18 protein-coding genes, 1 tRNA gene, 1 other RNA gene and 1 pseudogene are annotated in these 25,606 nt (G+C 41.0%); 4 read left to right on the top strand and 17 right to left on the bottom strand.

The genetic code is table 11. The features are described 5' to 3' along the window. Positions 1 to 2: 2 nt before the first annotated feature. The 4 genes from ACTNDS_RS06160 to ACTNDS_RS06175 are packed head-to-tail and all read right to left on the bottom strand — an operon-like array spanning position 3 to position 5,344. Entirely contained in the window at positions 3 to 1,541 is a 1,539-nt protein-coding gene (locus ACTNDS_RS06160) for a Ppx/GppA phosphatase family protein (protein WP_441034453.1), read from the bottom strand. Positions 1,542 to 1,573: 32 nt separating this feature from the next. Further along, positions 1,574 to 2,881 (bottom strand): ATP-binding protein, encoded by a 1,308-nt coding sequence (locus tag ACTNDS_RS06165; protein WP_173743856.1) that lies wholly within the window; start codon positions 2,879 to 2,881, stop codon positions 1,574 to 1,576. 26 nt (positions 2,882 to 2,907) lie between these two features. Continuing rightward, positions 2,908 to 4,038 carry a prephenate dehydratase gene (pheA, locus tag ACTNDS_RS06170; RefSeq protein ID WP_441034455.1) on the bottom strand — a complete coding sequence of 377 codons (1,131 nt, stop codon included), beginning with the start codon at positions 4,036 to 4,038 and terminating at the stop codon, positions 2,908 to 2,910. Next, a complete protein-coding gene (locus tag ACTNDS_RS06175; protein WP_441034457.1) occupies positions 4,031 to 5,344 on the bottom strand; it encodes a bifunctional folylpolyglutamate synthase/dihydrofolate synthase in 1,314 nt (437 codons plus the stop codon). The genes pheA and ACTNDS_RS06175 overlap by 8 nt, the downstream gene beginning before the upstream one ends. A 266-nt stretch (positions 5,345 to 5,610) precedes the next feature. Here ACTNDS_RS06175 and pyrB point away from each other — a divergent pair, with 266 nt between their 5' ends. After that, positions 5,611 to 6,534 (top strand): aspartate carbamoyltransferase, encoded by a 924-nt coding sequence (gene pyrB, locus ACTNDS_RS06180; RefSeq protein WP_186994433.1) that lies wholly within the window; start codon positions 5,611 to 5,613, stop codon positions 6,532 to 6,534. Further along, entirely contained in the window at positions 6,528 to 6,965 is a 438-nt protein-coding gene (locus ACTNDS_RS06185) for an aspartate carbamoyltransferase regulatory subunit (protein WP_173743860.1), read from the top strand. Before pyrB ends, ACTNDS_RS06185 begins: the two co-directional genes overlap by 7 nt. A gap of 85 nt (positions 6,966 to 7,050) precedes the next feature. Here the strand turns inward: ACTNDS_RS06185 and rnpB are convergent. The 7 genes from rnpB to ACTNDS_RS06220 all read right to left on the bottom strand — a co-directional run bounded on the left by rnpB (position 7,051) and on the right by ACTNDS_RS06220 (position 14,697). Beyond that, an RNA gene (gene rnpB / locus ACTNDS_RS06190) (RNase P RNA component class A) lies at positions 7,051 to 7,401 on the bottom strand. Between the two features lie 48 nt (positions 7,402 to 7,449). Continuing rightward, on the bottom strand, positions 7,450 to 9,117 hold the full coding sequence (locus ACTNDS_RS06195; protein ID WP_441034460.1) for a nucleoside kinase: 1,668 nt from the start codon (positions 9,115 to 9,117) through the stop codon (positions 7,450 to 7,452). Between the two features lie 109 nt (positions 9,118 to 9,226). Then, positions 9,227 to 10,009 carry a Nif3-like dinuclear metal center hexameric protein gene (locus ACTNDS_RS06200; RefSeq protein WP_303242388.1) on the bottom strand — a complete coding sequence of 261 codons (783 nt, stop codon included), beginning with the start codon at positions 10,007 to 10,009 and terminating at the stop codon, positions 9,227 to 9,229. Next, complete coding sequence (locus ACTNDS_RS06205) at positions 9,996 to 10,703, bottom strand: tRNA (adenine(22)-N(1))-methyltransferase (protein WP_441034463.1); 708 nt, start codon at positions 10,701 to 10,703, stop codon at positions 9,996 to 9,998. The genes ACTNDS_RS06200 and ACTNDS_RS06205 overlap by 14 nt, the downstream gene beginning before the upstream one ends. Before the next feature lie 10 nt (positions 10,704 to 10,713). Then, positions 10,714 to 11,841, bottom strand: coding sequence for an RNA polymerase sigma factor RpoD (gene rpoD / locus ACTNDS_RS06210; RefSeq protein ID WP_173743864.1), 1,128 nt, complete (start codon positions 11,839 to 11,841; stop codon positions 10,714 to 10,716). A gap of 39 nt (positions 11,842 to 11,880) precedes the next feature. Next, the gene (dnaG, locus tag ACTNDS_RS06215; protein ID WP_441034466.1) at positions 11,881 to 13,674 is read right to left on the bottom strand and encodes a DNA primase; all 1,794 of its coding nucleotides are present in this window, start codon (positions 13,672 to 13,674) and stop codon (positions 11,881 to 11,883) included. Positions 13,675 to 13,689: 15 nt separating this feature from the next. After that, positions 13,690 to 14,697: a deoxyguanosinetriphosphate triphosphohydrolase gene (locus tag ACTNDS_RS06220; protein ID WP_441034468.1), complete on the bottom strand. Its 1,008-nt coding sequence runs from the start codon at positions 14,695 to 14,697 to the stop codon at positions 13,690 to 13,692. 202 nt (positions 14,698 to 14,899) lie between these two features. Between ACTNDS_RS06220 and ACTNDS_RS06225 the strand changes: the two genes are divergently transcribed. Further along, a tRNA-Leu gene (locus ACTNDS_RS06225) sits at positions 14,900 to 14,984 on the top strand. A 128-nt stretch (positions 14,985 to 15,112) separates the two neighbouring features. Here ACTNDS_RS06225 and ACTNDS_RS06230 read toward each other — a convergent pair. From ACTNDS_RS06230 to ACTNDS_RS06255, 6 genes and pseudogenes are all read right to left on the bottom strand, one after another. Beyond that, entirely contained in the window at positions 15,113 to 18,040 is a 2,928-nt protein-coding gene (locus tag ACTNDS_RS06230) for an EAL domain-containing protein (protein WP_441034470.1), read from the bottom strand. A 312-nt stretch (positions 18,041 to 18,352) separates the two neighbouring features. After that, positions 18,353 to 18,943, bottom strand: a pseudogene (locus ACTNDS_RS06235) (peptidoglycan-binding protein); the annotation flags it as partial. Next, complete coding sequence (locus ACTNDS_RS06240; RefSeq protein WP_441034472.1) at positions 18,933 to 20,615, bottom strand: recombinase family protein; 1,683 nt, start codon at positions 20,613 to 20,615, stop codon at positions 18,933 to 18,935. The pseudogene ACTNDS_RS06235 and the gene ACTNDS_RS06240, both read right to left, overlap by 11 nt. 56 nt (positions 20,616 to 20,671) lie before the next feature. Beyond that, complete coding sequence (locus tag ACTNDS_RS06245; protein WP_320813859.1) at positions 20,672 to 20,905, bottom strand: hypothetical protein; 234 nt, start codon at positions 20,903 to 20,905, stop codon at positions 20,672 to 20,674. Continuing rightward, positions 20,898 to 21,944, bottom strand: a complete 1,047-nt coding sequence (locus ACTNDS_RS06250; RefSeq protein ID WP_441034475.1) for an ATP-binding protein — start codon at positions 21,942 to 21,944, stop codon at positions 20,898 to 20,900. The genes ACTNDS_RS06245 and ACTNDS_RS06250 overlap by 8 nt, the downstream gene beginning before the upstream one ends. Then, positions 21,934 to 23,613 (bottom strand): hypothetical protein, encoded by a 1,680-nt coding sequence (locus ACTNDS_RS06255; protein WP_441034477.1) that lies wholly within the window; start codon positions 23,611 to 23,613, stop codon positions 21,934 to 21,936. The genes ACTNDS_RS06250 and ACTNDS_RS06255 overlap by 11 nt, the downstream gene beginning before the upstream one ends. A 157-nt stretch (positions 23,614 to 23,770) precedes the next feature. Here ACTNDS_RS06255 and ACTNDS_RS06260 point away from each other — a divergent pair, with 157 nt between their 5' ends. Then, entirely contained in the window at positions 23,771 to 25,462 is a 1,692-nt protein-coding gene (locus tag ACTNDS_RS06260) for a hypothetical protein (RefSeq protein WP_441034479.1), read from the top strand. Positions 25,463 to 25,606 lie beyond the last annotated feature (144 nt).

Here is a 25,606-nt window from a genome sequence, read left to right on the forward strand (position 1 = left end):
CTTTACGCCCTTCCTTTTCCTCTGATCACAAGGCGGATACCAAAAACCTCTTCAAAAAATGCAACCTTATCCTGCAAAAGTCCCAATTCCAGGGAAATATCCTGGCTGGAATCCATAACCATCTGCAGTTCTCTGTCCTTCAGCACAGTTTTGATTCCCTTTACCTTCTGACAGTGGCTTCTGTCCATGGCATTAGCCAGCCGCAGGATCGCTGTCATTTTAGCGATCTTTATATAACTCTCCCTGTCAATTCCGGCTCCCAGCATCTGAATTTCATCGTAATAGACAAAAGCTGTTGTATTATATCTGACAGCATAAGCAATCATCTTTCTTTCCAGAGAAGACAGGCCAATAATTTCTGTAGACATAATAATCTGATAGGAACACTCAGAAACATTTCCCATGCTTATATATTTACCGCAATCATGAAGTAAAGCCGCAATCTGAATGAGAAGTCTTTCCCGCTTTCCCATTCCATGCACTTTCTTCATACTGTCAAAAATGTTCAGGCACAGATTCATGGTTCCCTGAATATGACTTTTACTGCTGGAATACCGCTTTGCAATATTTTTAGAAGTCACCAGAATATCATTTTCAAAATTATGTACACTTCTTATAAATTTTTTCTTTTCTGCATAGTCATAAGCAATACCATCCAGAAGAGATACACCGGGAGCCCACAGAGCCTCTGCCTGAAAAATATCAATAAAGCTTCTGCACACTACCATGGTAGGCACAACCAGAGAAGCATATTCCGGATCGATCTCCATCTCCTGTGCAAGCACATCCTCTGTCTTATCTACCGTATCCTCATAACGCTTCATAAATTCATTCCTGGTAATGATCTTATCCTTCATCTCCTCCTGAAAGATCATATCGGTGATAAAATCTCCCATAAGGATAACATTTTTAATATCTCTGTCCTTCAGATACAGACGCTGAAAATTTGTCAGGTCATTACGGATAAATTCCTCCACCAGTTTATCATAATGAATGGTGGTTTTTTCCAGTTCCTGAAGACGCTGACGGATTCTCAGGCTTCCCATTTTAAGGCTCTGGGTAGTAACCAGGGCATCCTTATCAAAAAGAGAAACCTGCAGGCTTCCTCCTCCCACATCCAGAATGGCAGTTCCCTTCTGGATCATTTTCTTAAAGCCTCTTTCAATGGCAGCAATTGATTTATAGCCCAGAAAATGCTGTTCCGCATTACTTAATATCTCTACTTTAAAACCTGTTCTGCGATAAATCTGTTCTACAATAATCAGCGGATTTGCAAGTTCCCTCAGCGCACTTGTTCCACATGCACGATATTCCACTACCCCAAAATCCTGCATCATCCTTTTAAAATCATTTAAAGTCTCACACAGAACATCCAGCATCTGTGTATCCAGCTTTCCATTGGAATATACGCCCTTTCCCAATTCCAGACTGTACCTTACATCATTTAATTCCCTGAATCCAATTTTTTTTGACAATTCAAAAATCTTCATGCTTACTTCATAGGAACCAATATCTATCGCCGCAAAAGTCATCACTGCCATATTTTTTCTCCTTCCTGTCCGGTGTCTTTCAGCTATTCTTCCTGAATACCCAGCAGATGATCAATAAACTGCTGTGCTGTTCTTCCTGTCAATCCTCCATGAGACAGCTCCCATTTATTCGCTTCAAGCAAAAGTTCATCCTCCGGCATCTTGATACCATTTCTTTCAGCCAGAGCTTTGACAATTGTCTGGAATTCTTTTTTACCCGGCGCTCCAAAATAAATACGGACACCGAACCTGTATACCAGGGACAGCTTCTCCTGTACAGTATCTGAAGAGTGCAGATCATCATCGTCCATGACCTCCAGCTTGTCTCCTGCCCGTTCTCTCACCAGATGTCTCCGATTGCTTGTTGCGTAGATCAGAATATTATCCGGTTTCTTTTCCAGTCCACCCTCGATCACAGCTTTCAGGTATTTATATTCAATTTCAAATTCTTCAAAAGAAAGGTCATCCATATAAATAATAAATTTATAATTTCTGTTTTTGATCTGCGCAATCACATCATTCAGATCCTGGAACTGATGTTTATACACCTCAATAATACGCAGACCTTCATCATAATATCGGTTAAGGATTCCCTTAATGCTGGAAGACTTGCCTGTACCTGCATCACCAAAAAGCAGACAGTTATTTGCCTTTCTGCCTCTGACAAAGGCCTCTGTATTCTCAATCAGCTTCTGTTTAGGAATCTCATATCCGATAAGATCCTCCAATTTCACATGCGCAATTCTGGTAATGGGCTGAATCTCCACCTTATCATTCTCATCGCGGCCTACACGGAAAGCCTTATGCAGACCAAGCTTTCCTACACCAAAATCCTTATAAAACTGCACCATATCTGCCATAAATTCCTCGGTAGTCTCTGCCCCGGCCAGAGTCCTGCTCATCTCGCAGATACGGTCACGGATCCTTGAATTAAACATCTTGCTGTTGCTTCCTGTATTTATATAATCACAGATAACTTTACAGCAGGAAATCCCGAAAGCTTCATCCAGCACATTCAGGTCAAAATCATAAAGCTCTTTGAAAATCTCAAAATCATTTAAAACCAGTTCATTGATGCTTCCTTTTACAGCACCTCTGATTTCGCTTGCTGTACTGAAAGCATTTTCCTTGTTAACCAGCAGGAAGGTCAGATAGCAATGCCACAGGTTTCCTGAAAATCCATATAAACCTGCCATTTCCACCAAACCATTGACACATTCAAAGAACTGTCCCTCCTTTGATTTTAAATCTGCCGCATCCTTCTCCCATAAAGTCATAATTTCTGCCATTTTAGCCAGAAGATCTCCATGTTCAAAGTCACGATACAAAATACATTCATTTAATCTAGCCATTTTATTTATTTCTCCTAAACTAATTTTTAGTAATTTCCCAAAATGCGCATTCTGTCAGCTTCTGCCTCAATTCCGCGGAGAGCATTTTTCACAGCACTGTCCTGCAGATTCCCCTCGAAATCCACAAAAAACCGATATTGCCAGTTTTTACCCGGAATAGGCCTGGATTCAATCTTGGTCATGTTCAATCCGTTATAAATAATATGGGAAAGCATATGATAAAGCGTTCCGCTTTCATGATACAGTTCAAAGAAAACGCTGATCTTATTTGCATCCTTCACATATATAGGTTTCTTACTTACAATCACAAATCGGGTTGCATTTTTATCATTGCTACAAATATTTTCTGCCAGAACCTTTAAACCATAAAGCTCTCCTGCCTGTCTGCTTGCAATGGAAGCCTGGGTAATATCACCGTCTTCTCTCACTTTTTTTGCAGAACCAGCAGTATTTTCCATCTCCTGTGTTCTCCATTCGGGATGGGCTTCCAGATATTTAGAACACTGAGCCAGTGCCTGAGAATGGGAATATACACAACGGATATCCTCCAGCGAAGCCTCCGGCAGTCCCAGCAATACATGACGAGGACTGATGATCTGCTCTCCCACAATATTCAGATCATATTCTGTAAGAAGATCATAAATTCCTGCCACAATACCTGCAGTGGAATTTTCGATAGGGAGTACCCCATAGTCTGCCTTCCCCTCCACTACAGCTTCCATAGCATCTCTCCATGTTTTCACATGAAAGCTTTTAATATCATCATCGAAGTATTCCCGCATGGCAGCATAACTGTAAGCTCCCTCTACCCCCTGAAAAACAACTGTAACATTGTTCAACGGAAGAAAATCCACCATTTCCAGTTTTTCTTCATCCTCTACACCATGCTCTGTCAAAAGCTGATACTGCCGCTTCCGGCTGATGGCCATAATCTGCTCAAACAGTTCCTGAGTACCCAACTGATTAAATTCCCCATGGGCTCTGCCACGCAGAGCCTTCAGTTTCTGTCTCTCTCTTTCTGCATCCAGCACCTTTTTGCCTGTAGCGATCTTATATTCTGCCACATCCTCACATATCTTCATTCTTTCCTCAAAGAGCCGGACAATCTCCATATCAATCTTATCAATTTTATCTCTGCTTTCCAGTAAATCAATCATTCTGCTGTTCCTTTCGTTTCTTCTTTTCTTCCTCAACAGCTTCTGTCATAATACCGATAAAGGACAACGAACCAAAAGCCAGGATCACATCTTTATCCTCAGCAAGACCATATGCCTTTTCCACTGCTGCTTCCACGCTCTCTACTGCTTCTACATGAGGGTTTATCTTCTCTATGGCCTCTGCCAGTTTCTGCGCAGGAAGAGCCCGCACATTATTCGGTGTCTGTATGGTAAATATCTGATCTGCAAGGGGTGCCGTCTTTCGGATCACACTCTGATAATCCTTATCTGAGAAAACTCCCATAATATAAATCAGTCTTTTCCCTTTAAAATAATGCTCTATGGATTGTACCAACATATCTGCTGCTGCCGGATTATGTGCCCCGTCCACCACAAAGAGGGGTTCTGTATCCAGAACTGTAAATCTTCCATTCCAGGACACCTTCTCCAGCCCTTCTTTTTTCTGTTCTGCAGTAGTGGGAAATCCCAGTCCATCCAATACTTTCAGTGCATTCAGAGCAGCCACCGCATTTTCCTTCTGGTAAATTCCTGCCAGAGGAATTCTGTAACATTCCTTTTCGTAAATAATTGTCTGGCCTTCAACGCCTTCCTCTACTACCTGTGCCTGTGCTGCATCTGCTACAGTACATTCCGCATGATTGCTTCTGCATTTTTCACAGATAACCTCCATAACCTCCGTTTTCTGCTGTACTGTTACCACATGACTGCCCTCTTTAATAATTCCGGCCTTTTTCTCTGCAATTTCAGAAAGGGTATTTCCAAGAAAAGACATATGATCCATACTGATAGATACCAGAACTGCAAGAAGAGTATTGTTGATAATATTGGTGGCATCAAGGTTTCCACCCATTCCCACTTCAAGAAGCACAAGATCACAGCCTTTGTTTTTAAAATACAAAAACGCCACAGCTGTCTCTATTTCAAAAGCTGTAGGATGAGGAAAACCATCTGCTGTCATAACTTGAATCGCATCTGCCACCTGGGTGAGATACAGGGCAAAACTGTCTCTGTCAATCATCTGTCCTGCCACAGCAATTCTTCCTCTGTAAGAATATAAAGTGGGGGAAACATACCTTCCCACACAATAGCCTGCCTGAGACAGTGCAGAATATAGAAAAGCAATTACTGAGCCCTTCCCATTGGTACCTGCTATATGAACATATTTCAGATCTTCCTGAGGGTTTCCCAGTCTTTTCATTAATTCCCGCATATGCTCCAGTCCCAGCACACTGGGAATCTCCCTCGTTACCCTGTCTATGTATTCACGGCTTTCCTGATAATTCATTGCTTCTACTCCTAAATTTTTATTTTTCTATTTTTACACTGCAAATCTGCAGCACACGAAAATCTATTTTCACAATTCACTTTATTATAGCCTACACCCATGTTTTTTTCAAGGCGGGCAATATCAGAAACAGATTAAATTTATGTAAAGAAAACGGTTCCTGCTTATGAAAAATACTTGTAAAAGCATCTTGAAAAAAGCACCTGAGTATTATATCATAATAGGCGAATGATGTATTCTTCATCAATAAAATATGGAGGTATAATATGAGACACTTAATGAGTCCGCTGGATTTATCTGTAGAAGAGCTTAACTCTATCCTGGATCTGGCCAGCGATATTGAGAAACATCCCGATAAATATGCGCATGTCTGTGATGATAAGAGACTTGCCACCTTATTTTATGAGCCAAGTACCCGTACACGCCTTAGTTTCGAAGCAGCAATGATGAATCTGGGCGGTAAAGTTCTTGGCTTTTCATCCGCTGATTCCAGTTCTGCATCCAAAGGTGAAAGCGTTGCAGATACTATCCGTGTTGTATCCTGTTACGCAGACATCTGTGCTATGCGTCATCCCAAAGAAGGTGCTCCGTTAGTAGCTTCCATGGCTTCTTCTATTCCAGTGATCAACGCCGGAGACGGAGGTCACCAGCACCCCACCCAGACCTTAACCGATCTTCTCACTATCCGCTCCCTGAAGGGACGTCTGGATAATATCACCATCGGTCTGTGCGGAGACCTTAAATTCGGACGTACTGTTCATTCTCTGATTGAAGCTCTTGTACGTTATCCTAATGTAAGATTCATACTGATTTCTCCTGAGGAGCTTCGCATCCCAAGTTATATCCGTGAAGATGTGCTGATAAAAAATAATATTGATTTTCAGGAAGTGGAAAGACTGGAAGATGCCCTTCCGGATCTTGACATTCTTTATATGACCCGTGTACAGAAGGAACGTTTCTTCAACGAGGAAGATTATGTACGTATGAAGGATTTCTATATTCTGGATAAACAGAAAATGGAACTTGCAAAGAAGGATATGTACATTCTCCATCCACTTCCACGTGTAAATGAAATCTCAACTGAAGTGGATTCCGATCCGAGAGCTGCTTACTTCAGGCAGGTTCAGTACGGAGTATATGTACGTATGGCATTGATTCTCACATTACTGGAGGTAAAATTACCATGTTAAATGTAGGCGCACTTCGCGAAGGCTATGTATTAGACCACATCAAAGCCGGAAAAGCTATGACCATCTATCATGATCTGAAGCTTGACAAGCTTGACTGCACTGTTGCAATCATCAAAAATGCCCGCAGCAATAAAATGGGCAAAAAAGATATTATAAAAGTAGAATGCCCCATTGAGAATCTGGATCTGGATATTCTGGGATTCATTGACCACAACATCACCGTAAATATTATCAAAGATGGAAAAATTGTTGCAAAACAGGAATTAAAGCTTCCAAAACAGGTAGTTAACGTGATCAAATGTAAAAATCCCCGTTGTATCACATCTATTGAACAGGGTCTGGATCAAATCTTCGTTCTGGCAGATGAAGAAAAAGAAGTCTACAGATGTAAATACTGTGACGAAAAGTATACAGGAAAACTCAACAAATAAATATATACTTGCAAAAAGCTCTCCGTTCTGTTTCAGTTCTACAGAAGGGAGAGCTTTTTAATCATCATTAATCACTATTCTTTTATGCGCAATCAGACCGATAAGCCGGGTTATGTCATTGGGTGATCATCTATCTAGGCCTTACGTTGCCATAAGGCTCAAGCGACCCACCTGAAAGCACGACGGGCAGCCGTATCGCTTTCTGTTCGGTCTTGCTTCAAATGGAGTTTACATGTGCCCGCCCTGTTACCAGGACGGCGGTAGTCTCTTACACTGCCTTTCCACCCTTACCTCAACATGTGAGGCGGTTTATTTCTGTTGCACTGGTCTGGGAGTCACCTCCACCGGACGTTATCCGGCATCCTGCCCTGCGAAGCCCGGACTTTCCTCGTCTGAACCCTTTCGTCTGCTCAGCCGCGATCACCTGGCCTGGTTGCACAATTGCTATTCTAACACGATTTTTCACACTTGTAAAGAAAATAAATCAAACATTAAAGCAGCTTCCTCCAATAAACTCTCGGAGAATAGAATTATAGGGAACCGCCTCACTGGGCACCGGCACAAAATAATCAAAAAATTTCAACAATCGTTTGGCCTCCACATACTCCGGTTCATTTTTGTCTATTCCAAACAAAAGAGGTTCTGCATAAACCTTCAGACATGCCAGTTCATAGATCAATGCCGAATTAAACATGGCATCTGCTTCTTCCTGATAGGGAAAAATATTCCGCTCCTCCCCTCTTCTTACAGAAGGCCACATAGCTATGGTATCCTTAGCAGAAGAGCCTCTGGTTCTGGCATCCCGGACAATCCTGCGGATCAGTCTTCCGTCTGTTGTAGGAATCCGATTATGTTCATCAATATTAAGCTGTGTCAGGGCGCTGATATAAATCTTAAACTTACTCTCCTTCGGAAGCGCATAGCTCAGTTTATCATTCAAGCCATGAATTCCCTCAATCACCAGAATATCATCCTGGGCAAGCTGAAGAAAATCACCTCTATACTCCCTTAATCCGGTTTTAAAATTAAACACAGGAAGTTCCACTCTTTTCCCATCCAGAAGTGCCAGCATATCTTTATTAAACCTTTCCACATCAATGGCTTCCAGACATTCAAAGTCAAATTTTCCGTTTTCATCTCGCGGTGTCTTTTCTCTGTCTACAAAATAATTATCCACTGCAATTGGATGTGGTTTCATTCCATGTGCTGACAGTTGAATAGACAATCTATGGGAAAAGGTGGTTTTTCCGGAAGATGAAGGACCTGCAATCATTACAATCTTCTTATTTCCGGCTTTTGCGATTTGAGAGGCGATCTCCGAAATTCTGGCTTCCTGCATAGCCTCCTGGATCAGGAGAATATCCTGGATTCCCTCCCTGGTAATCTTATCATTCAAATCTCCCACTGTAGAAATTTCCAGCTTATCACTCCATTCCTGGGATTCTTTCTGCACATGAAAAATCTTTTCTCTGGGTTTAAACTCCGGAACCTTATCTGGTTCTGTCATATCCGGAAGCTGCAGAACAAATCCTCCCTCATACAGAAACAGATCAAAATATTTGATATATCCTGTATAGTTTGCCATAAATCCATAAAAATAATCTTCAAAACTTTCAATACTGTAAAGGTTTACTCTGGACACCCGGCGGTAATTAAAGAGCCTCTCCTTATCATACATATGATGTTTGTGAAACAGGGCAATTGCCTCATCTGTATTCACACTTCGCTTCATAATAGGCAGGTTGGCATCTGCGATTTCATGCATTCTCTCTTTTACACGGTCAATAAACTCCTGGGTAAGGGCAGTTCCGCCCTTCATGGTAAAATAGTATCCATGACCCACAGAGTAATGGATCACTACTTTATCCGTGTTATCCTGCCCTGCCACATCATAAATCGCTTTCAACAGGATCAGGCATGCGCTCCTTTTATAAGTCTGGTTTCCTATGGCATCCCGGGTCGTGATAAACTGAATCGTACAGTCTGCCTTTAAGTGCTTATGAAGCTCTCTCAGTTTTCCATTTACCATCACCAGGATAATGGGGGCTTCTGCAGTATTTTCATAATCTTTTACAATCTCCCCGTAGGTTATTTTACAAGGATATTCTTTTGCCTCTCCATTTATGGTAACTTTAACTGTCCTTTGTTCCATTGTACAAGCCTCCAAAATTCACACAGGAGACTGCGTCTGCAGTCTCCCTGTCTCAACAAGTTTCAAATAAATTCCAAATAATGAATGATACCAGAGTCAGAAATTCTCTCTACAGAATAGCATAGGGACTCTTCACTCCAGCGCAGGAAACAGTCAGTTCCGGGAATGCCTGATTCAGTTCTTTCTTTACGGCATCCATAAAAATATACTCCGTACCGTAATGTCCGGCATCTATCAAAGCAAGCCCCTGAGCAACCGTATCAATGCCTGTATGATGATCAATATCTCCGGTCACATAAACCTCTGCACCTGCTGCAATGGCATCCTGAATCATACTTTTTCCGGAGCCTGTGCAGACTGCTGCCCGGTCTACTTCGCTGTCCAGATTTCCATAGACCTTTACATCCTTTAATTTCAGTGACTTCTTCACAAGCTGCGCATATTCCCGCAAAGTCATTCTGTCAGGAAGATCCCCTACTCTGCCAAATCCCTGAATCTCTCCTTCTCTCTCTTCTGTCACAGAAAGTACAGAAGGGTTCTCCAGCTTCATATAATCTGCACTTAAATCTGCCATTCCCAGCACATCGTAATTGGTATGCATAGCATAATATACAATGCCCTTCCTGATCAGTGTAAGAATCCTTCTCCCTGTAAAGCTATGATTATTTATCTTTTTTATTCCTGAAAAAATCATAGGGTGATGAGTAAGAATCATATCCGCCCCATTTTCTATAGCCTCAGCCAATGTTTCCTCTGTCAGATCCAGAGCCAGAAAAACATGGCTGACCTCTGTATTATCATCTCCTGTAAGAAGTCCTACATTATCCCAGTCTTCTGCTGCGTCTGCAGGATATTTTTTCTCCAGCCAGGAGATCAGTTCATATGCTTTCATATTTCTCCAATGCGGTTAAAATCACCCGCTTTTCCTCTCTTACTTCTTCCAGTCGCTGTCCCGGATCCGGTGCATTCTGCAGCTTTTCCAGAATCCTGTCCCGAATCCGAAGTTCTCTTTTCAGATATTCTCCAAGAACAGGATCCCGACGCTCCAGGAGCATTCCGCCAAACCATTCTGACAACGTGTAGGGTGTACCAGTCAGGAAATTCTCTTTTTCTCCGTGAACTGCTTTCATCATAGGATAAAACTTTCCATCTTCCCGGATAATTCTTTCCTCTTGGATCCTCCAGCCTTCCATCTTCAAAAATCTCCGAAAATGGGGGATATCCGACTGTGGCTGAAGTATCATCTCCTGAAAACTTTCCCGTACAGTTCTGCCTTCTGTGAGAATCCGCTCCATCAGTGGTCCTCCCATCCCGGCAATCACCAGAGTATCGCCCTCATCCGTTCCAAGAGCTGCAAGACCATCCGAAAGTCTGGTCTCTATGTATTCTCCTAATCCATATTGCGCAATATGTTCCTCCGCCCTGGAAAGAGGCCCCGGTCTCACATCCATGGCAATCGCACTGGGAATCATATGATTCAAATATAAATATACGGGCAAATATCCATGGTCACATCCAACATCTACCAGTCTTTTTCCCCTGGTCACCAGGCCTGCCACTGCAGACAAACGTTTCGAAAGCTGCATAACAGGCTCCTTAATCCAGGTAATCCTTCAGCTTGCGGCTGCGGCTTGGATGGCGAAGTTTTCTCAGAGCCTTTGCCTCAATCTGTCGGATACGTTCTCTTGTTACATTAAATTCCTTTCCAACCTCTTCCAGTGTTCTGGCACGTCCATCATCAAGACCAAAACGCAGACGGAGCACCTTCTGTTCTCTGTCTGTAAGAGTACTTAAAACCTCTACCAGCTGCTCCTTCAATAAAGTAAACGCTGCGGCGTCTGCAGGTACCGGAACATTATCATCCTGAATAAAATCTCCCAGATGGCTGTCTTCCTCTTCACCGATAGGTGTTTCCAGAGATACCGGTTCCTGAGAAATCTTCAGGATCTCACGAACTCTCTCTACAGACATATCCATCTTGTCCGCAATTTCCTCCGGCGTAGGTTCACGTCCAAGCTCCTGAAGCAGCTGACGGGAAACACGGATCAGCTTGTTGATGGTCTCGACCATATGAACCGGAATACGGATCGTACGTGCCTGGTCTGCAATCGCTCTTGTGATCGCCTGACGGATCCACCATGTAGCATAAGTACTGAACTTATATCCCTTACGATAATCAAACTTCTCAACTGCTTTGATCAGACCCAGATTTCCCTCCTGGATCAGATCCAGGAACAGCATTCCACGTCCCACATATCTTTTGGCAATGCTGACTACCAGACGTAAGTTGGCCTCTGCCAGACGTTTTTTTGCAGCCTCATCTCCGTTTTCCATTCTCTTGGCCAGTTCAATTTCTTCCTCTGCAGAAAGAAGAGGCACTTTACCAATTTCCTTCAGATACATGCGGACCGGATCCTCAATACTGACACCTTCCGGAACAGAAAGGTCAATCTTGTCCAGTTCGATCTCATCTTCCCCGTCCAGCTTATCCATATCACCGTCATCATCCAGGATCATGTCATCCGCATTACCGTCTGTAATCCTAAGCACATCCACACCGCTGGCTTCCAGAAAATCAAAAACCTTTTCCATCTGCTCTACTTCCAAAGGCTGATCCTTAAAAAAGTCGCTGATCTCCTGATATTCCAGAACATTCTTTTTCTTTTTTGCCAGTTCCAGAAGTTCTACCAGTTTCTCGCTGAATTTACCCATATTCATTTCCATATGTGCTCTATACCTCCATATAGTGTTTATATTTTATCCTTATTCAAAAGAAATATGCAATTGCTGCCGCTTTCTTCGCAGATCCTCAAGATCCTTTTTGGCTTTTACAAGCTCCTGCAGACCTTTCATATCCGCAGGGTCCAATGTTTTGTTCTTCTCCTTCAGACTCTCATCTCTGATACGGAGTACCGCATCTGAAAAAGCCCTGTTCTGCTCCTCAGGTGTCTCGAGATGAATCGTAGCATTGAAAAGAGAAGAAACCTCCCTCTGCTCCTCGCTGTCAATAAAAGCATTCATCAGTCTGGCAGGATTCACATCTCCCTCCTCATGCTGCTGATAAAGCATCTCTGCCACCTGTCTGTAAAGAGGCACTACGAAGTCCGATGGCTGAATATACCTGACCACAGTATCAAAAATACCCGGATAAGTGACCAGCCAGGTCAACATCAGTTTCTGCGCCTTCTCGCTGGCACTGTCCCTTTTCTTCGGCTGTGCTCCTGTAGTTTTGGGCTGTACCCGCTGTTCTGCAGGAGTTCCCTTTAATGCCAGAGTATTCACACGCTTTCTCAGATCCTCCACGCTGATTCCGTATCCTCTGTAATCCTTTACAATTGCTTCTATGTACAGATTCCGCTCCAGTTCATCCGAAAGCTCCAGAAGCATCTGTGCACACCGCTCAAAGAAACGGTTCTGTCCCTGGGGTTCCTCCATTGCGAACTCCTTCTGAGCCATATGAATCCGAAACATAAAGCTGTCCATAGCCCGTTCCAACCGTTTCTCGAATTCCTCTCCGCCAAGGGCTTTAATAAATTCATCCGGGTCCTTATGGGGTTTCAGGCTGACCACCCTGGACGTAATCCCAGCTTCCCTCAGAATAGGAATTGCACGAAGAGCAGCTCTGACGCCGGCATCATCACTGTCATACAACAGTAAAACCTCTTGGGTGTATCTTTTCAGCAGACTGGCATGTCCTGACGTAAGAGCCGTTCCCAGCGAAGCCACCGCATTGGTAAAGCCTGCCTGGTGCATGGAGATCACATCCATGTAGCCTTCACACAGGATCAGATAATTCTTCCTGGTAGTTCTGGCTATATTCAAACCATACAAATTCCTGCTCTTGTCAAAAATCTTCGTTTCCGGAGAATTCAGGTATTTTGGCTTTCCATCGCCCATCACACGTCCTCCGAATCCGATCACCCGGTTATTCACATCCATGATTGGGAAAATAACCCGGTTCCAAAATTTATCATACATCCCATGCCGCTCATCTACATTAAACAATCCAGACTCCCTGAGCAGATCATCGCTGTAATTTTTCGACTTCAGAAACTTATACAGATCATCACTGTATTTATCTGAATAACCCAGGCCGAATTTTTTAATTGTATCCTCACTTACCCCTCTGTTAATCAGATATGCATAAGCCTGACTGCCGTTTTCCCTGCGCAGCTGGTAATAAAAATAGCTTGCTGCCAGCTTATTGATCTCCAGAAGAGTAGCTCTTTTCTCAGCTTTCTCCTTGGCCTCTCTGGAATATTCGATCTTTGGAAGCTGCACTCCCGCCCTGTCTGCCAGATGCTGCAGTGCCTCTCCAAAAGTATAATTCTCATATTCCATTACAAAATTATAAACATTTCCTCCTGCCCCACATCCAAAACAGTAATACATCTGCTTAGACGGTGTGACAGAAAAGGACGGTGTCTTCTCATTATGAAAAGGACATAAGCCAAAATAAGTATTGCCTCTCCTATTTAGCTTTACATATTGGGATACAACGTCTACAATATCATTTTTCATTCTTACTTCTTCAATGATATCATCCGAATAACGCAAGCTTCGTCCTCCTTTTTAATAGACTTCCCATGATTTTGGTATGTAAATCTCCCGGAATTTATCCATAGAATACTGATCTGTCATTCCCGAGAGATAATCACATACGACCTGTGTTTTTTTCTCCCCTTTTGCGATCATTTCTCTGTATTCTGCTGACATAGCTTCCGGATGTTCGATATAATATTCATATAATTCTGTCAACATTTTTACTACCTTTTCCTCTTCCTTTCTGGCAAGAGGATTCTCATATACATTGGCAAACATGATCGCTCTAAGTGCCATCATAGCCTCATAGATCTCTGCCGACATTCTGATCATATCCTGTTCAAAACTATTATCAATTATATCATGAACAAAGGTATTCAGCCTCTCTCTGGTAGTATATCCGAGAAGCATCCGTAAGGTAATCGGAATATCATCTTCCGATATGATCCCAGCTCTCTGTGCGTCATCCATATCATGATGAATATACGCAATTTTGTCAGAAAGACGCACAATCTGTCCTTCCAGAGTAAAGGGATTCCCACTGGTGCGATGATTCAGGATTCCATCAATTACCTCCCAGGTAAGGTTCAGCCCTTCTCCGTTTTTCTCTAACACCTGTGCCACACGAACACTCTGTTTATAATGGGCAAAACCATCAGGATTCACCTTATTGAGTGCCCTCTCACCGGCATGTCCGAAAGGAGTATGACCAAGATCATGACCAAGCGCAATGGCTTCCACAAGGTCCTCATTCAGACTTAATGCTTTTGCTATAGTTCTGGCAATCTGTGACACCTCCAGGGTATGAGTCATCCTGGTTCTGTAATGATCCCCCTGAGGTGCCAGAAAAACCTGTGTCTTATCCTTCATCCTGCGAAAAGCCTTACAATGCAGGATTCTGTCCCTGTCTCTTTGATAAACGGTTCGTACATCACATTCCTCTTCCTGCCGTTCCCTGCCTTTGGAATGAAGGCTGTGGGCAGCATAAGGACTTAGCTGTTTCAGTTCTCTTTGTTCCATGCTCTCTCTGATATTCATCGGCAATTCCTCCACCAATAACAGCAATGACAAAATACCTCTTATTAAGTATATTCTACACAAAATTTCAAATTCCTCTTTTTTTCAAAAAAATATTGAAATTTTTTTATTTTTTTAATAAAAGGTGTTGACATGATGCATTTCATTTGATATAGTATCAGATGTCGCGAGGGAGAGTACAAAAATCCCATGAATGCGATATGCGGAAGTGTCGGAACTGGCAGACGAGCAAGACTAAGGATCTTGTGAGCATTGCGCTCGTGTGGGTTCAAGTCCCATCTTCCGCATTTTGAGCAAAGAACTGTAGGATATACAGTTCTTTATTTTTTTGTAAAAGTATTTAAAAATAAAAATCCTGTCAGCAGAAAGCTCTGTTGCATTTCCTGCTGACAGGATTTTTTGTTCTTCTGTCCGTTTATAAATTTTCTTTTGTTTCTTTTCTGAGCAATTCTGTATACTCTTCTTCCCTCATAGGTCTGGCATAAAAATATCCCTGGGCCTTATTGCAGCCGAACCCTTGAAGCATTGCTTTCTGATGTTCCGTCTCCACACCTTCCGCAATAATGGAAAGCTTCATATGATTCCCCATAGTAATGATCATATGCAGAATTTCTTCTGCTCTTTCATATGGATCTGCCGCACTTAAAAAACGCATATCCAGTTTGATCTCATCAATAGGAGCTTCTTTCAGCATATTCAGAGAAGAATATCCACTTCCAAAATCATCCATGAGAACACGGAATCCTCCCTGGCGAAGCTTTTCCACAACTGAAAAGATCATTTCTGAGTCAGTGGCATATGCAGTCTCTGTTATCTCCAGCTCCAGATATTTTTTTGGAATGTGATAGCGTTCTGCAATTTCGCAAAGAGTCTGAAACAATTTCGGGTTATAGAACCCTACCCTGGATAAATTTACAGACACAGGATACAGAGGAATCCCCTCATCCATACATTTTTTCAGAAAAATACAGGTTTCCTCATAAATGTAGAGATCCACTTTTGCAATATATCCGTTTTTCTCCAATACCGGAATAAAAATCCCCGGAGAAAGCAATCCCTTTTCCGGATGCTCCCAGCGAACCAATGCCTCCGCCCCGATAATACGGTCAGTACGCATATCATACTTTGGCTGAAAAAATGCCTTAAACTGCTTTTCCTTAAGAGCATCACCCAGTTCATTAATGATCATCTGTTCCTGAATCAATTTTTTTCTGTGCGTATCATCATATACAGCAATCTGAGCCATATGATTCTTCTTAATACTCTCCGCTGCCAGATGAGCCCGGTCACACATGATTCTCAGACTCTTAGATCTGTCCCGTATTTCATAAATCCCGGCAGAAATCTCCACTGTAGTCTTCAGGTAATAATCCCTGATCCGATCACAAAGACGATTCATCTGTGCCTGTATCCTGCCCTCACTCTCCAATGTCAGGATCACAAAATGATCTGCCTCATATCTGCAGCTGATAGTATCTATTCTTCCAAAATTCTTCTCCAGCTCCCGGCCGATGAACTTCAGAAACTCATCGCCTGCATCCTCACCAAACAAATCATTGACCAGCTTAAAATTCTCAATATTGATATAGAGAATTCTGGCATCTGCCTCCGAATGTTCCTCCAGAAATTCACTGCCTCTCCGGTAAAATCCTTCCTTATTCAGAAGTCCCGTCAGTTCATCCGTCTCCATCCTGCTGCGGTATGCTTCCTGCGCTGCAGCCTCCACCTGCATCTGGGTTCTGTGCCGATTATTGGCAATTACAATCACAGTCAATGCCACTAGAAAAATCAGGATACATATCATCTGATATTTATATTTCCCCAGTAATTCCCATATAGAAAAAGTTTTCATCAGATTTATGGAATACTGCCTGATAATATTCTCCTCATCCTGGCTACTCAGGCTTCCAATGCTCTTATTAATGACAGAAACAAGATTAGGATCTACATTATCTGCATATATCATACAGGTTTCTGCCTTGGTATAAACAATTCCTGACAATGCAAGATTATGGTACTTTTCATCCTGCAGATAGTAAGATGCTGCATAGCTGTCCACAACGGCCATGTCTGCCTTTTTATTTACCACCGCATCCAAAATCGCCTGGGGAGAATCACAATAAATCGCTTTATGAGAAAATCCCCTCTCTGGTCTCAGGCTTTTATATTTCTTAAATATACTGTTTATAGAAACGATCGGCATCTCCAATGTATTGATATCCGCTCCCCGTTCTGCTACAATCTGAAATTCTCTTGTAAAAAAGTTGCCTGTAAGATGAACTTCAGGATCATCGATCATTTCCTGACAAGCAGTAATTCCGGCTATAAAATCATAGTTTCCACTTTGTGCTGCCTCTATCGGATCTGTATCAACAGAAAGACTTTTAAACTCAAAAGGTATCCCGCTGATTTCACTGAATTTTTCCAGAAGTGCTATATAAATTCCGTCCAGCTTTCCTGTTTCTTTATCTGTATACACTAATGGCGGCTGATCACCGATACAACCTATTTTTATCGGTGTTCTGACGTTTTTAATATATTCCGTTTCTTCCCTGGTAAAAAGAGGCTTGGAATTCCTGTTTTTATCCATATAATACTGTTCTGTAAGCTGCTCCCTAAGATCCGGCACTTCTGACTCCAACTGTTCAAGAGCATTATTTACCCCATCCATGACCTCTGTATTTCCCTTTGTTGTCATGATATACATAGGTGCATCCCCAAATTTGTCCACAATCTTAAGTGAATCGTGTTTGGAGATACTTCCCATCAGGATCATATCCACTTTCTTCTGCTCAAGGGCCTCTATCTGCTCCTGTTCAGATTCATAGTATTTCTCCAGACAACGGAATTCTTTTTCACTCTGACGCTGTTCAAGCTCTTCGTTCTGGTAGCTGTCTCTCAGCAGCCCTACTTTTTTGCCATTCATATGCTCATAATCCTGAAAATAAATATCTTCATTGTCCTCAGATGTATAAAGCACTGCCTGTTCTGTGCCGATAGGTATACAGGAGAAATCATAGTCTTTTTCCCTGTCCTCTGTTTTCTGTGCATTACAGATCAGATCTATCTTACCACATTTCAGATCCTCCAGCTGATCTTCCCAGAATTCATTGATATATTCATACTTCCAGCCGGTATACTGAGATATCTTATTCAGATATTCTACTCCATATCCTTTGTAAACTCCGCTGCCGCTTTTATTAATAAAATCAGCATCCTCACGATATGCCACCCGTATTGTCTTTGTTCCAGTTTTCGACTGTGCCCAGGCCGGAACGGTCAGCCCCAGAAGCAACGCAAACAGCAGCACGATCATCATTATATTTTTCTTCTTACCACTCATCTATCGTACCTCGCATCTCAGTCGATTATAACATAACAAACTGGAAAAAGCCATCTGTCTCTGCTACGAATTTTCCTTTTTTATTTTCCCGGACTCCCATACCCATGACTCATGTCAAGCGGATATTCGCAATTGAAGCAGGGGACTTACTTGATTCAGGTCAAGCGGATATTCGCAATCTGCTTCGCTACTTGCTCATAACTGAATAACTGCTCCGCAGTTTATCAGAAGGAGCTTGCACTCCTTCTGATACAAGCAAGTCCCCACCCACTGCTTATTGCTTTTCGCACCCCCGCAGGGGACTTACTTGATTCAGTTAAGTTCGGCAATCCTGCTTACTGCCACATAGATTTCCTGAATTTTATACCAGGTGGGATAATCTACAATCCCTGTTTCTCCCAAACCAAAAATGTCCTGAAAAATACGAACTGCATTTTGGGTTTCCTTACCGTATATTCCATCCACCATCACTTTGGGAAGTGCCGGATAAGCATCCGCTATCACATTCAGCTGTTCCTGGATTTGTATCACCTTGCTGCCAGATACGCCCAAAGTCAGATCAAATCCCGGCCAGGATGAAGGAACACCCGAAACAGCTTCTGCCACATTGATATACATATCATTCCCATAAAATGCTCTCAGTATTTCGATAGCAGAATATCCCTGATCCCCCAGTGCTTTACTTCCCCATTGCGTCATCCATCCTCTGTTACGGCACTGAACCTGTTTTCCATCACAATACTGTGTCAGAATCGGCTGCCTTACATTTGGTCTGGAAAGATAATTTTCAAAAAGCTCATCCACGATCCGGTCAATGCTGTCAAATATATTCCTGCCACGAATCCATTTATGATCATAGGCAGTAGACGAAGTAATGGTATAATCCTTGCCTTTATTCCGGTACGTCGTGATAGTCAGTAATTCGGGGTAGCGTGAAGAAGTCATTCAGATTGATTTTGAAGCGGATATTGATATTATCTCTGGTAATATCAATTCTCTCGATCAGCTTATCTACAAGCACTCTCTTTGTTGTTGTATCTGCATTCCAGAACACATCCTGCCATGTGGGAATCCTGCTTCTGATGTTCTCCCAGTCATCCATGGAAACTTTCATTGCGTCCAGTTCTGCTTCCTTTTCTTCTACAATCCTTTTATGCTTCTTTTCCAGTTCCCTATGCTTCCTGATGATATCTGCCAGTTCCTCCAGACTTAAAGGATAATCTCCTGTCATGGCATTTGGAATGTTGCTCTCCATAACTGCAATCTTATTCTGGATATTTTTCAGTTCACTCTGCTCCCTGTCCAGTTCCGACTGCTTGATTACTTTCTGCCGGTTCTGATTTTCCTCAATCTGAGTAAATACATTCTCATTCTCCTGAAGCTTTCCGATATATTCAGCAAGTGCCTCAAATACCATAGGTTCAATCTGATCTGCGCGATACTGACTGGTTTTGTTATGGGGAACCCCGCTCCAGGCATTCTGGCATTTATAAATAGCTACCTTACTGGTACGCCTTTCTCCTGTATCCTTAATCGTCCAGTAATTATATCTGCTGCCATTTGTCATTTTTCGTCCACAGTAACCACAGTGAAGAACATCAATCAGTGCAAGCATCCCACTGTTTCTTCTTATTATAGTGACATCCTTATTCTCCGGAGATTTAATATATTTGTCACCTCTCTGTTTTCTGGTATCTTGTGTTCGGTTCCACATATTCTCATCTATAATCGTAATTTCAGGATCAGGCTTCTCGGCATATATCCAGTCCCTGCTTTCCAGCTTGTGATATCTGCCATCAATCCGTTCTCTCCGCTTATAAGCTGTATAACCTGCATAAATTGGATTTGTAAGAATGCTGACAATCGTACCACACTTCCAGACATCTCTGGGTGCTCTGTTCTTATAAACCTCATGTTCATTCAGAATCCTGGCAATCTTCGCCGCTCCAAATTCTTTATGTAAAGAAAGTTCATAAATATATTTTACCACTTCTGCCTGCTCCGGCACAACTACCAAATGATGCAAGGCACGGCCATGTTTGCTGACTTCCCCGGAAAGTTCCAGCTTATATCCGTATGGAGCCTTTCCACCCATGAACTTCCCTTTCTGCACCAGCTTCTGTGCGGTATCCTTTACACGCATTCCTGTATCGGAACTGCTTTTCTGGGCGTTTCCATATCTCAATGCCAGCATCATCTGACCCATGATATCATCAGATTCCGGGGAAATGCAGCCATCTTTAACTGTATAAATATCCACGCCAAAACTTTTCAAGCTCATAACATATGCGCCGATTTCCCACATACGCCTGCCGATACGGTCATCCTTGTATACAACCAGGATATCATATTCTTTCGCTTTTGCATCCTGCAGCGCTTCCTGCAGAATATTTCTGTCTGCCACTGCATTCTTGTAACCACTGTTACTGCCCTCGAAATATTCCTTTTCATCCAGCTGCCAGTCAGACTGGCTGAATATGTAATCTTTCACAAGCTGTCTCTGCACACTTAAATCTCCGTCCGCTTCCAGCTGCTGGTTGGAGCTTACACGAAGAAGCATTCTGACTCTCTTCATTGGATTTATCCTCCTAAAAAAATACAGGGGCAGGAAAATTCCCTGCCCCGTTGGCCTTAACTGATGTAAATCTTGCGGGATTTCTCTTTCAGTTCTCCTGAAATGATATCTTTCACTTCCTGCTCGATCAGTTCATCTCTCGCTGACTTTGGTGGAAATTCAAAGCTGATCTGCATGCCGTTGCGTTTGATTTTAACTGTGTCATATTTTTTGTTTTCCATTGAAGCACCCATGGAAATCATTCTTTTAATATTAATACTATTGTTATTCTCAACATATGTATTAGACATTTTTATACCTCCTTCTTCTGTGTTTAACTATAATTGGCCGTTCCAGTAATTTGTGATTACAATTAATGGTGTATTTTCCACACAAAATTGCTTCACCAACATTTAAGTTACGTAAAATTGGCAACCATTTGTAATACTTTTCAGGATCAATTTGACTTGCAGTCCATTTCATGTTACTCGCATCTGGCTGAAAGTAAAATGCATTTTCCACCTGCAAAATAGTAGCTATAGACTCTTTATCCAGTCCACTTATAAACTGTGTAGATAACAATAATCCAATTTCCAGTTTTCTGCCTTCACGCATCATCTGTGATGGTATTTCGGCATTAAAATTTATATGCTGAGCTTCATCTATAACAGCTACATCAAATCCTGCTTCTCTCTGTACCAATAACTGCCAAAGAATCCACAATACAGTATTCATATAAATTTTCCTTTGATTAGCAGGAAGCTTTGACATTTGTAATATTACTATTTTGCGGCTATCAGGTACCATTCCATCAGTATTCCAGACATTTATTTTCTCTTGTTCAGCTAAAAGCTGCCAACGATCCATAACCTTTTCTACACGATCGGCATACTCATGGTCCTCATTATTTATGGCATTTTCTCGCCGTTTTTCGAGAACTCTCTGGATTTCTCCAAAAGATGCGTTTGTCCCTTTGCAGACTTCTGCAGCTACATCGGAAAGTATCTTTTTCTGTAATGGACCGTTAATCCCCAGTACATTGTCTCCGAGTGAAACAATTCTATCCGCGTCAGTGTTGCTTCCATCCATAATCGGAAATGCCACTTTTTGTGAAATAAGATCAATCACATGCAAATACTCTGTAGAAAGTCCACTTTTCTCCAGTTCTTCTACTGTGTAACTACCAGAATAATCTAAGATTAAAATCTTTTTACCAAAACTGTAAAGTTCCTCTACACGTCTGCATATCGCCCAAGTCTTTCCACTTCCGGACTTACCAAGATATAATTCATGCGCATTGAATGTATTCTGTAAATGAATAGTCGCTCCTGAAGATTTCTCAAAAACCATCATCATACTCCTTTCCAAGTTCAACTATATCTGCCTCACCAATTTTTGTAAAAAATCCTCGCTTAATCTGCAAAGTTTCAAATCTTTGATTTGCAACCATGAGTTTTTTTGTAAAACCTACGTCTGTTACCAGAACTTTGCGTTCTCGTAATTTAGTAAGTAATTTCTTTCTTGCAGGTAATAGATTTCTTTTTTTCAGAATTTGTTTCAACAGTTCCGACGGAATCCAAATAAATTCATCATTGTAGTACACCATTTGCTGATTTGCACGTGTAACTTCTCCTTTTTCGGCTGTCATGATTTTTTGAATTTCCTTGCGCATAATTTCACGGAATGTTTCCGTTATGTCTCCATTTTCCTGATTTTTATTCAAGTGCGAAACAATACTTATGTAGTTTTCAAGGTGCAACTCTTTTAGCATTGAAATATCATACTTTTCAAACAAATCCACAAGAAATTTAATCACAACGCAATAAATTTGCAGTGGTTCTTCACTTTTAGTTGCCTGCAAGTATTTTGTGACTTCCTGTATATTCTCTTCAACATACATCACAAATGCTGCAAACACTTTTCCAGGAATATCCTTATTTTCCCAGCTTGCATAGTTCATAAAGGACTCCGCGAAGTCTTCTTCATCAATATATTCCGTGATTACACGTTTGTCAGAAATCTCATAATTGCTGAAAATACAGCCTCCTGCCGTGACTTTTCTCATGTAGGGTGCGGGTAATATTTTTACACCTGACATAACATCGACTACTTCATCAACATTTCGCTCCATTTTATTCTGCTCATATGCAGACATGTGTCTTTCAAAATCCGCGTTAAAAGCAACGGTTTCATCACGAACTCTGGATAATATTTTGTCAATTTCTTTCTGGGTCTGCGATGTTGTATGTATGATGGGTTTATAGCGCTCAAAAACTTGTGTCATATAAGCTAATGCATATCTGATCTTACCCTCAGCGATAAAGTTAATTACCGGAGCTGCTCTCTCAGAAATACTAGATAACATTGCAGCCATTGGATGTACAAGAAGCAATAAACGCAGTTCGGTATTCTTTACCATATTAAGAATGTAAATGTATTCCTGCATATCGCTTACAGTCACATTATCTTCGCAAAGATATTTATTCAATCTCGGAAGTGTTGGAAACAACGTCTTTGCATCATTTCCATAAAATTCAAGTGTCTTTCCAGTGGCATATTTTCCGCAATTCCATCCGCAAAGAGCATTTGCCATTTCTCGTGGAGCATTTTTAATTTTCGGCATATAATACTGTTCCAACAAATGCACGATTTCAGTTTCAGAAAGCATCTCCCTATTGAAGCAGATACCTTCATCACATAACGCTCTGTATAATTTTCTGCCATTTACCGGAAACGGAACTGCTATCACTTTATTCCAGTAAGGAAATTCAATATCCACGACTTCCGGAATATCGTATTCCTCTGCAAAAATATATCTTATAATTTTACCAGTTCCCACCACATTAGTAAAAAATTTAACACATTCTTTACTGCCGTCATCGTAATTTCTAAGAGCAAGCAGATTATCCTGCCTTTCGGCAAGTTCAAGTGACACTCGCTTTCTCTTTTTAAATGGTGCAGCTCTCTGATTTACAGGAATTACATTTAATCCTAAATTAGGATTGAAAAAATCACACATCTTATTTTCCTCCTTGTATTTTTTACAGCCTTATTATAGTCCTGAAAAACATAAATTAATATTGTTTATGCAGCATTGCATATATTGATTTATAATTTACTTTTTATATTATTTATTGTATAATTTAGAAAAATATAAATCGTTAGGAGGAGAATTTATGAAGTGTAATACAGAAATTAGTGAAAAGTATTACAGGCTAAAATACTTTTATCATATAGATTCACACACCATCGTTAACAAACTAAAGGAAAAGTTATCTTCCAGCTTTGATACGACCCAAACATTCCAGACAATCTTTAATGAAATGATACCTGCATGCAAACTTTTTTCAGAATATATATTATCCAACGATTATCTTCCAAGCACATCATTTTTTAATGATTACTATCCAAAAGATATTGTAAGAGCCCAAGCCAGCACATTAGTCTTTTTATGCCAGGCCAGCTTATTTCATCACTGTATATTACACGGATTTCAGAATCAATTATCTGCTGCCATACTCAGAAATGATAAGGTCAAGGTAAAATTTAACCATAACCCAAACTCTATCGCTCTGACCGGAGCAAACGACAGGGATATTGAGTATGGCTTCTTTGCTTCATTGAATCGACAAAAAAAATGTGAAGAGAATAAAGATCCTGCCATTTATCAAAAATATAAATCTACTTATTATAATCGTTTTGCAAAAAACAGAACTGGATATTCCCATTATCTGTTAATAGAAAACTCATATAATTCATACACAGGGAAATTAGCTGTGCCTGTATATGAAAGTACACCTTTTCTTTTTTTATTCAAAAGCAACAACACTGTTCCACTTGACAAAGCATTACATTCCTCATCAAAAAGGAACCTCATTAACAGGTATTTATTATTAGCCAAGGAATCAGAAGAATGGAAAAATACTCACTTCGAACATTTTTTCGATGATTGCAGCGAACACAATGATTGCAGTAAGTGTAAACACAAGAGCGAATGTAACCATTGCGATTCTGTCTTATTTGATATAGTTCTCGAATCCTGTTATGGTTTCAAACTTTTAAACAATTTGGAAATTTTTTTATCACAGATACAGAATACAGACAGCTCTGCTCATGCATTAGAAAGTCAGGCTCTTATTGAAATCATAAGCAACTATATTTTCACATTACCCATTACATATAACCGATCAATCTTTTTAGATTACACGTGTTATGCTGCATTAAATAGTCGCAATCTACAAGATGTTCCTTATCCGCCTCAGCCATTTAGTTCTTTAGGAGAACGTTTTTCTTCCGTAGAACAATCAACGGATAAATTTGCCACAGATGCAACGCAGTGTATAAGCAATTTTTTTCGTATGCTTAACTATTGTACAATTCCATTACTGGAAGATCTCTGGGATGTAATAACCGCTGAACTGTATGATACAATTCCCTTAGATTACAGTTGTTACGTTCAGTTCATAGAGAAATATTACAAACAGATAACAGCTGACTATTCATCTATTTTTGCTAAAGATATTCCTTTTGCCAAAATATGGAATGATGTTTTTAAATTTGAAAGATTTAGTTTTTCAGCCAAATATAGTAAAGTATTTTCGCATCTGAGATTAGAAAAAACTCCCAATATATATCTGCCAAATTTACCATATCAACGTAATATATTAGGTATGCTTTCGTTTCTTGTTCGGTGTAAATGTAACTCAGGAAATCATCCACTTCATAGCATTGACGAAATCATTTTAGCTCAATCATCAGAAACTGAAAGCACCTGTTCTTACAAAAAAGAGTATGAATTATTTCAGAAACAATACCTTAACAATGTATTCGACTTTCTTGAACAACATAATCCGAATGTCCCTTTTTAAAAATTTTTTCTCCATTTATGCACCAATTCCCTGCGATTGATGCATAAACTTGTAATTTTTTTCAAAAAAGGGACAACAGACTTAATCTCCATTAACCTCTACCTTATGGCACACTCGTTTCCATATCGGTTACAGTGTGCCATA

This window comes from Blautia sp. HCP3S3_C12 (assembly GCF_052064155.1).
Classification (GTDB): domain Bacteria; phylum Bacillota; class Clostridia; order Lachnospirales; family Lachnospiraceae; genus Blautia_A.

Coding starts and splice junctions, on each gene's coding strand:
- ACTNDS_RS06160 (WP_441034453.1), bottom strand. CDS start 1,541: ATGGCAGTGATGACTTTTGCGGCGATAGATATTGGTTCCTATGAAGTA.
- ACTNDS_RS06165 (WP_173743856.1), bottom strand. CDS start 2,881: ATGGCTAGATTAAATGAATGTATTTTGTATCGTGACTTTGAACATGGA.
- pheA (WP_441034455.1), bottom strand. CDS start 4,038: ATGATTGATTTACTGGAAAGCAGAGATAAAATTGATAAGATTGATATG.
- ACTNDS_RS06175 (WP_441034457.1), bottom strand. CDS start 5,344: ATGAATTATCAGGAAAGCCGTGAATACATAGACAGGGTAACGAGGGAG.
- pyrB (WP_186994433.1), top strand. CDS start 5,611: ATGAGACACTTAATGAGTCCGCTGGATTTATCTGTAGAAGAGCTTAAC.
- ACTNDS_RS06185 (WP_173743860.1), top strand. CDS start 6,528: ATGTTAAATGTAGGCGCACTTCGCGAAGGCTATGTATTAGACCACATC.
- ACTNDS_RS06195 (WP_441034460.1), bottom strand. CDS start 9,117: ATGGAACAAAGGACAGTTAAAGTTACCATAAATGGAGAGGCAAAAGAA.
- ACTNDS_RS06200 (WP_303242388.1), bottom strand. CDS start 10,009: ATGAAAGCATATGAACTGATCTCCTGGCTGGAGAAAAAATATCCTGCA.
- ACTNDS_RS06205 (WP_441034463.1), bottom strand. CDS start 10,703: ATGCAGCTTTCGAAACGTTTGTCTGCAGTGGCAGGCCTGGTGACCAGG.
- rpoD (WP_173743864.1), bottom strand. CDS start 11,841: ATGGAAATGAATATGGGTAAATTCAGCGAGAAACTGGTAGAACTTCTG.
- ACTNDS_RS06220 (WP_441034468.1), bottom strand. CDS start 14,697: ATGAATATCAGAGAGAGCATGGAACAAAGAGAACTGAAACAGCTAAGT.
- ACTNDS_RS06230 (WP_441034470.1), bottom strand. CDS start 18,040: ATGAGTGGTAAGAAGAAAAATATAATGATGATCGTGCTGCTGTTTGCG.
- ACTNDS_RS06240 (WP_441034472.1), bottom strand. CDS start 20,615: ATGAAGAGAGTCAGAATGCTTCTTCGTGTAAGCTCCAACCAGCAGCTG.
- ACTNDS_RS06245 (WP_320813859.1), bottom strand. CDS start 20,905: ATGTCTAATACATATGTTGAGAATAACAATAGTATTAATATTAAAAGA.
- ACTNDS_RS06250 (WP_441034475.1), bottom strand. CDS start 21,944: ATGGTTTTTGAGAAATCTTCAGGAGCGACTATTCATTTACAGAATACA.
- ACTNDS_RS06255 (WP_441034477.1), bottom strand. CDS start 23,613: ATGTGTGATTTTTTCAATCCTAATTTAGGATTAAATGTAATTCCTGTA.
- ACTNDS_RS06260 (WP_441034479.1), top strand. CDS start 23,771: ATGAAGTGTAATACAGAAATTAGTGAAAAGTATTACAGGCTAAAATAC.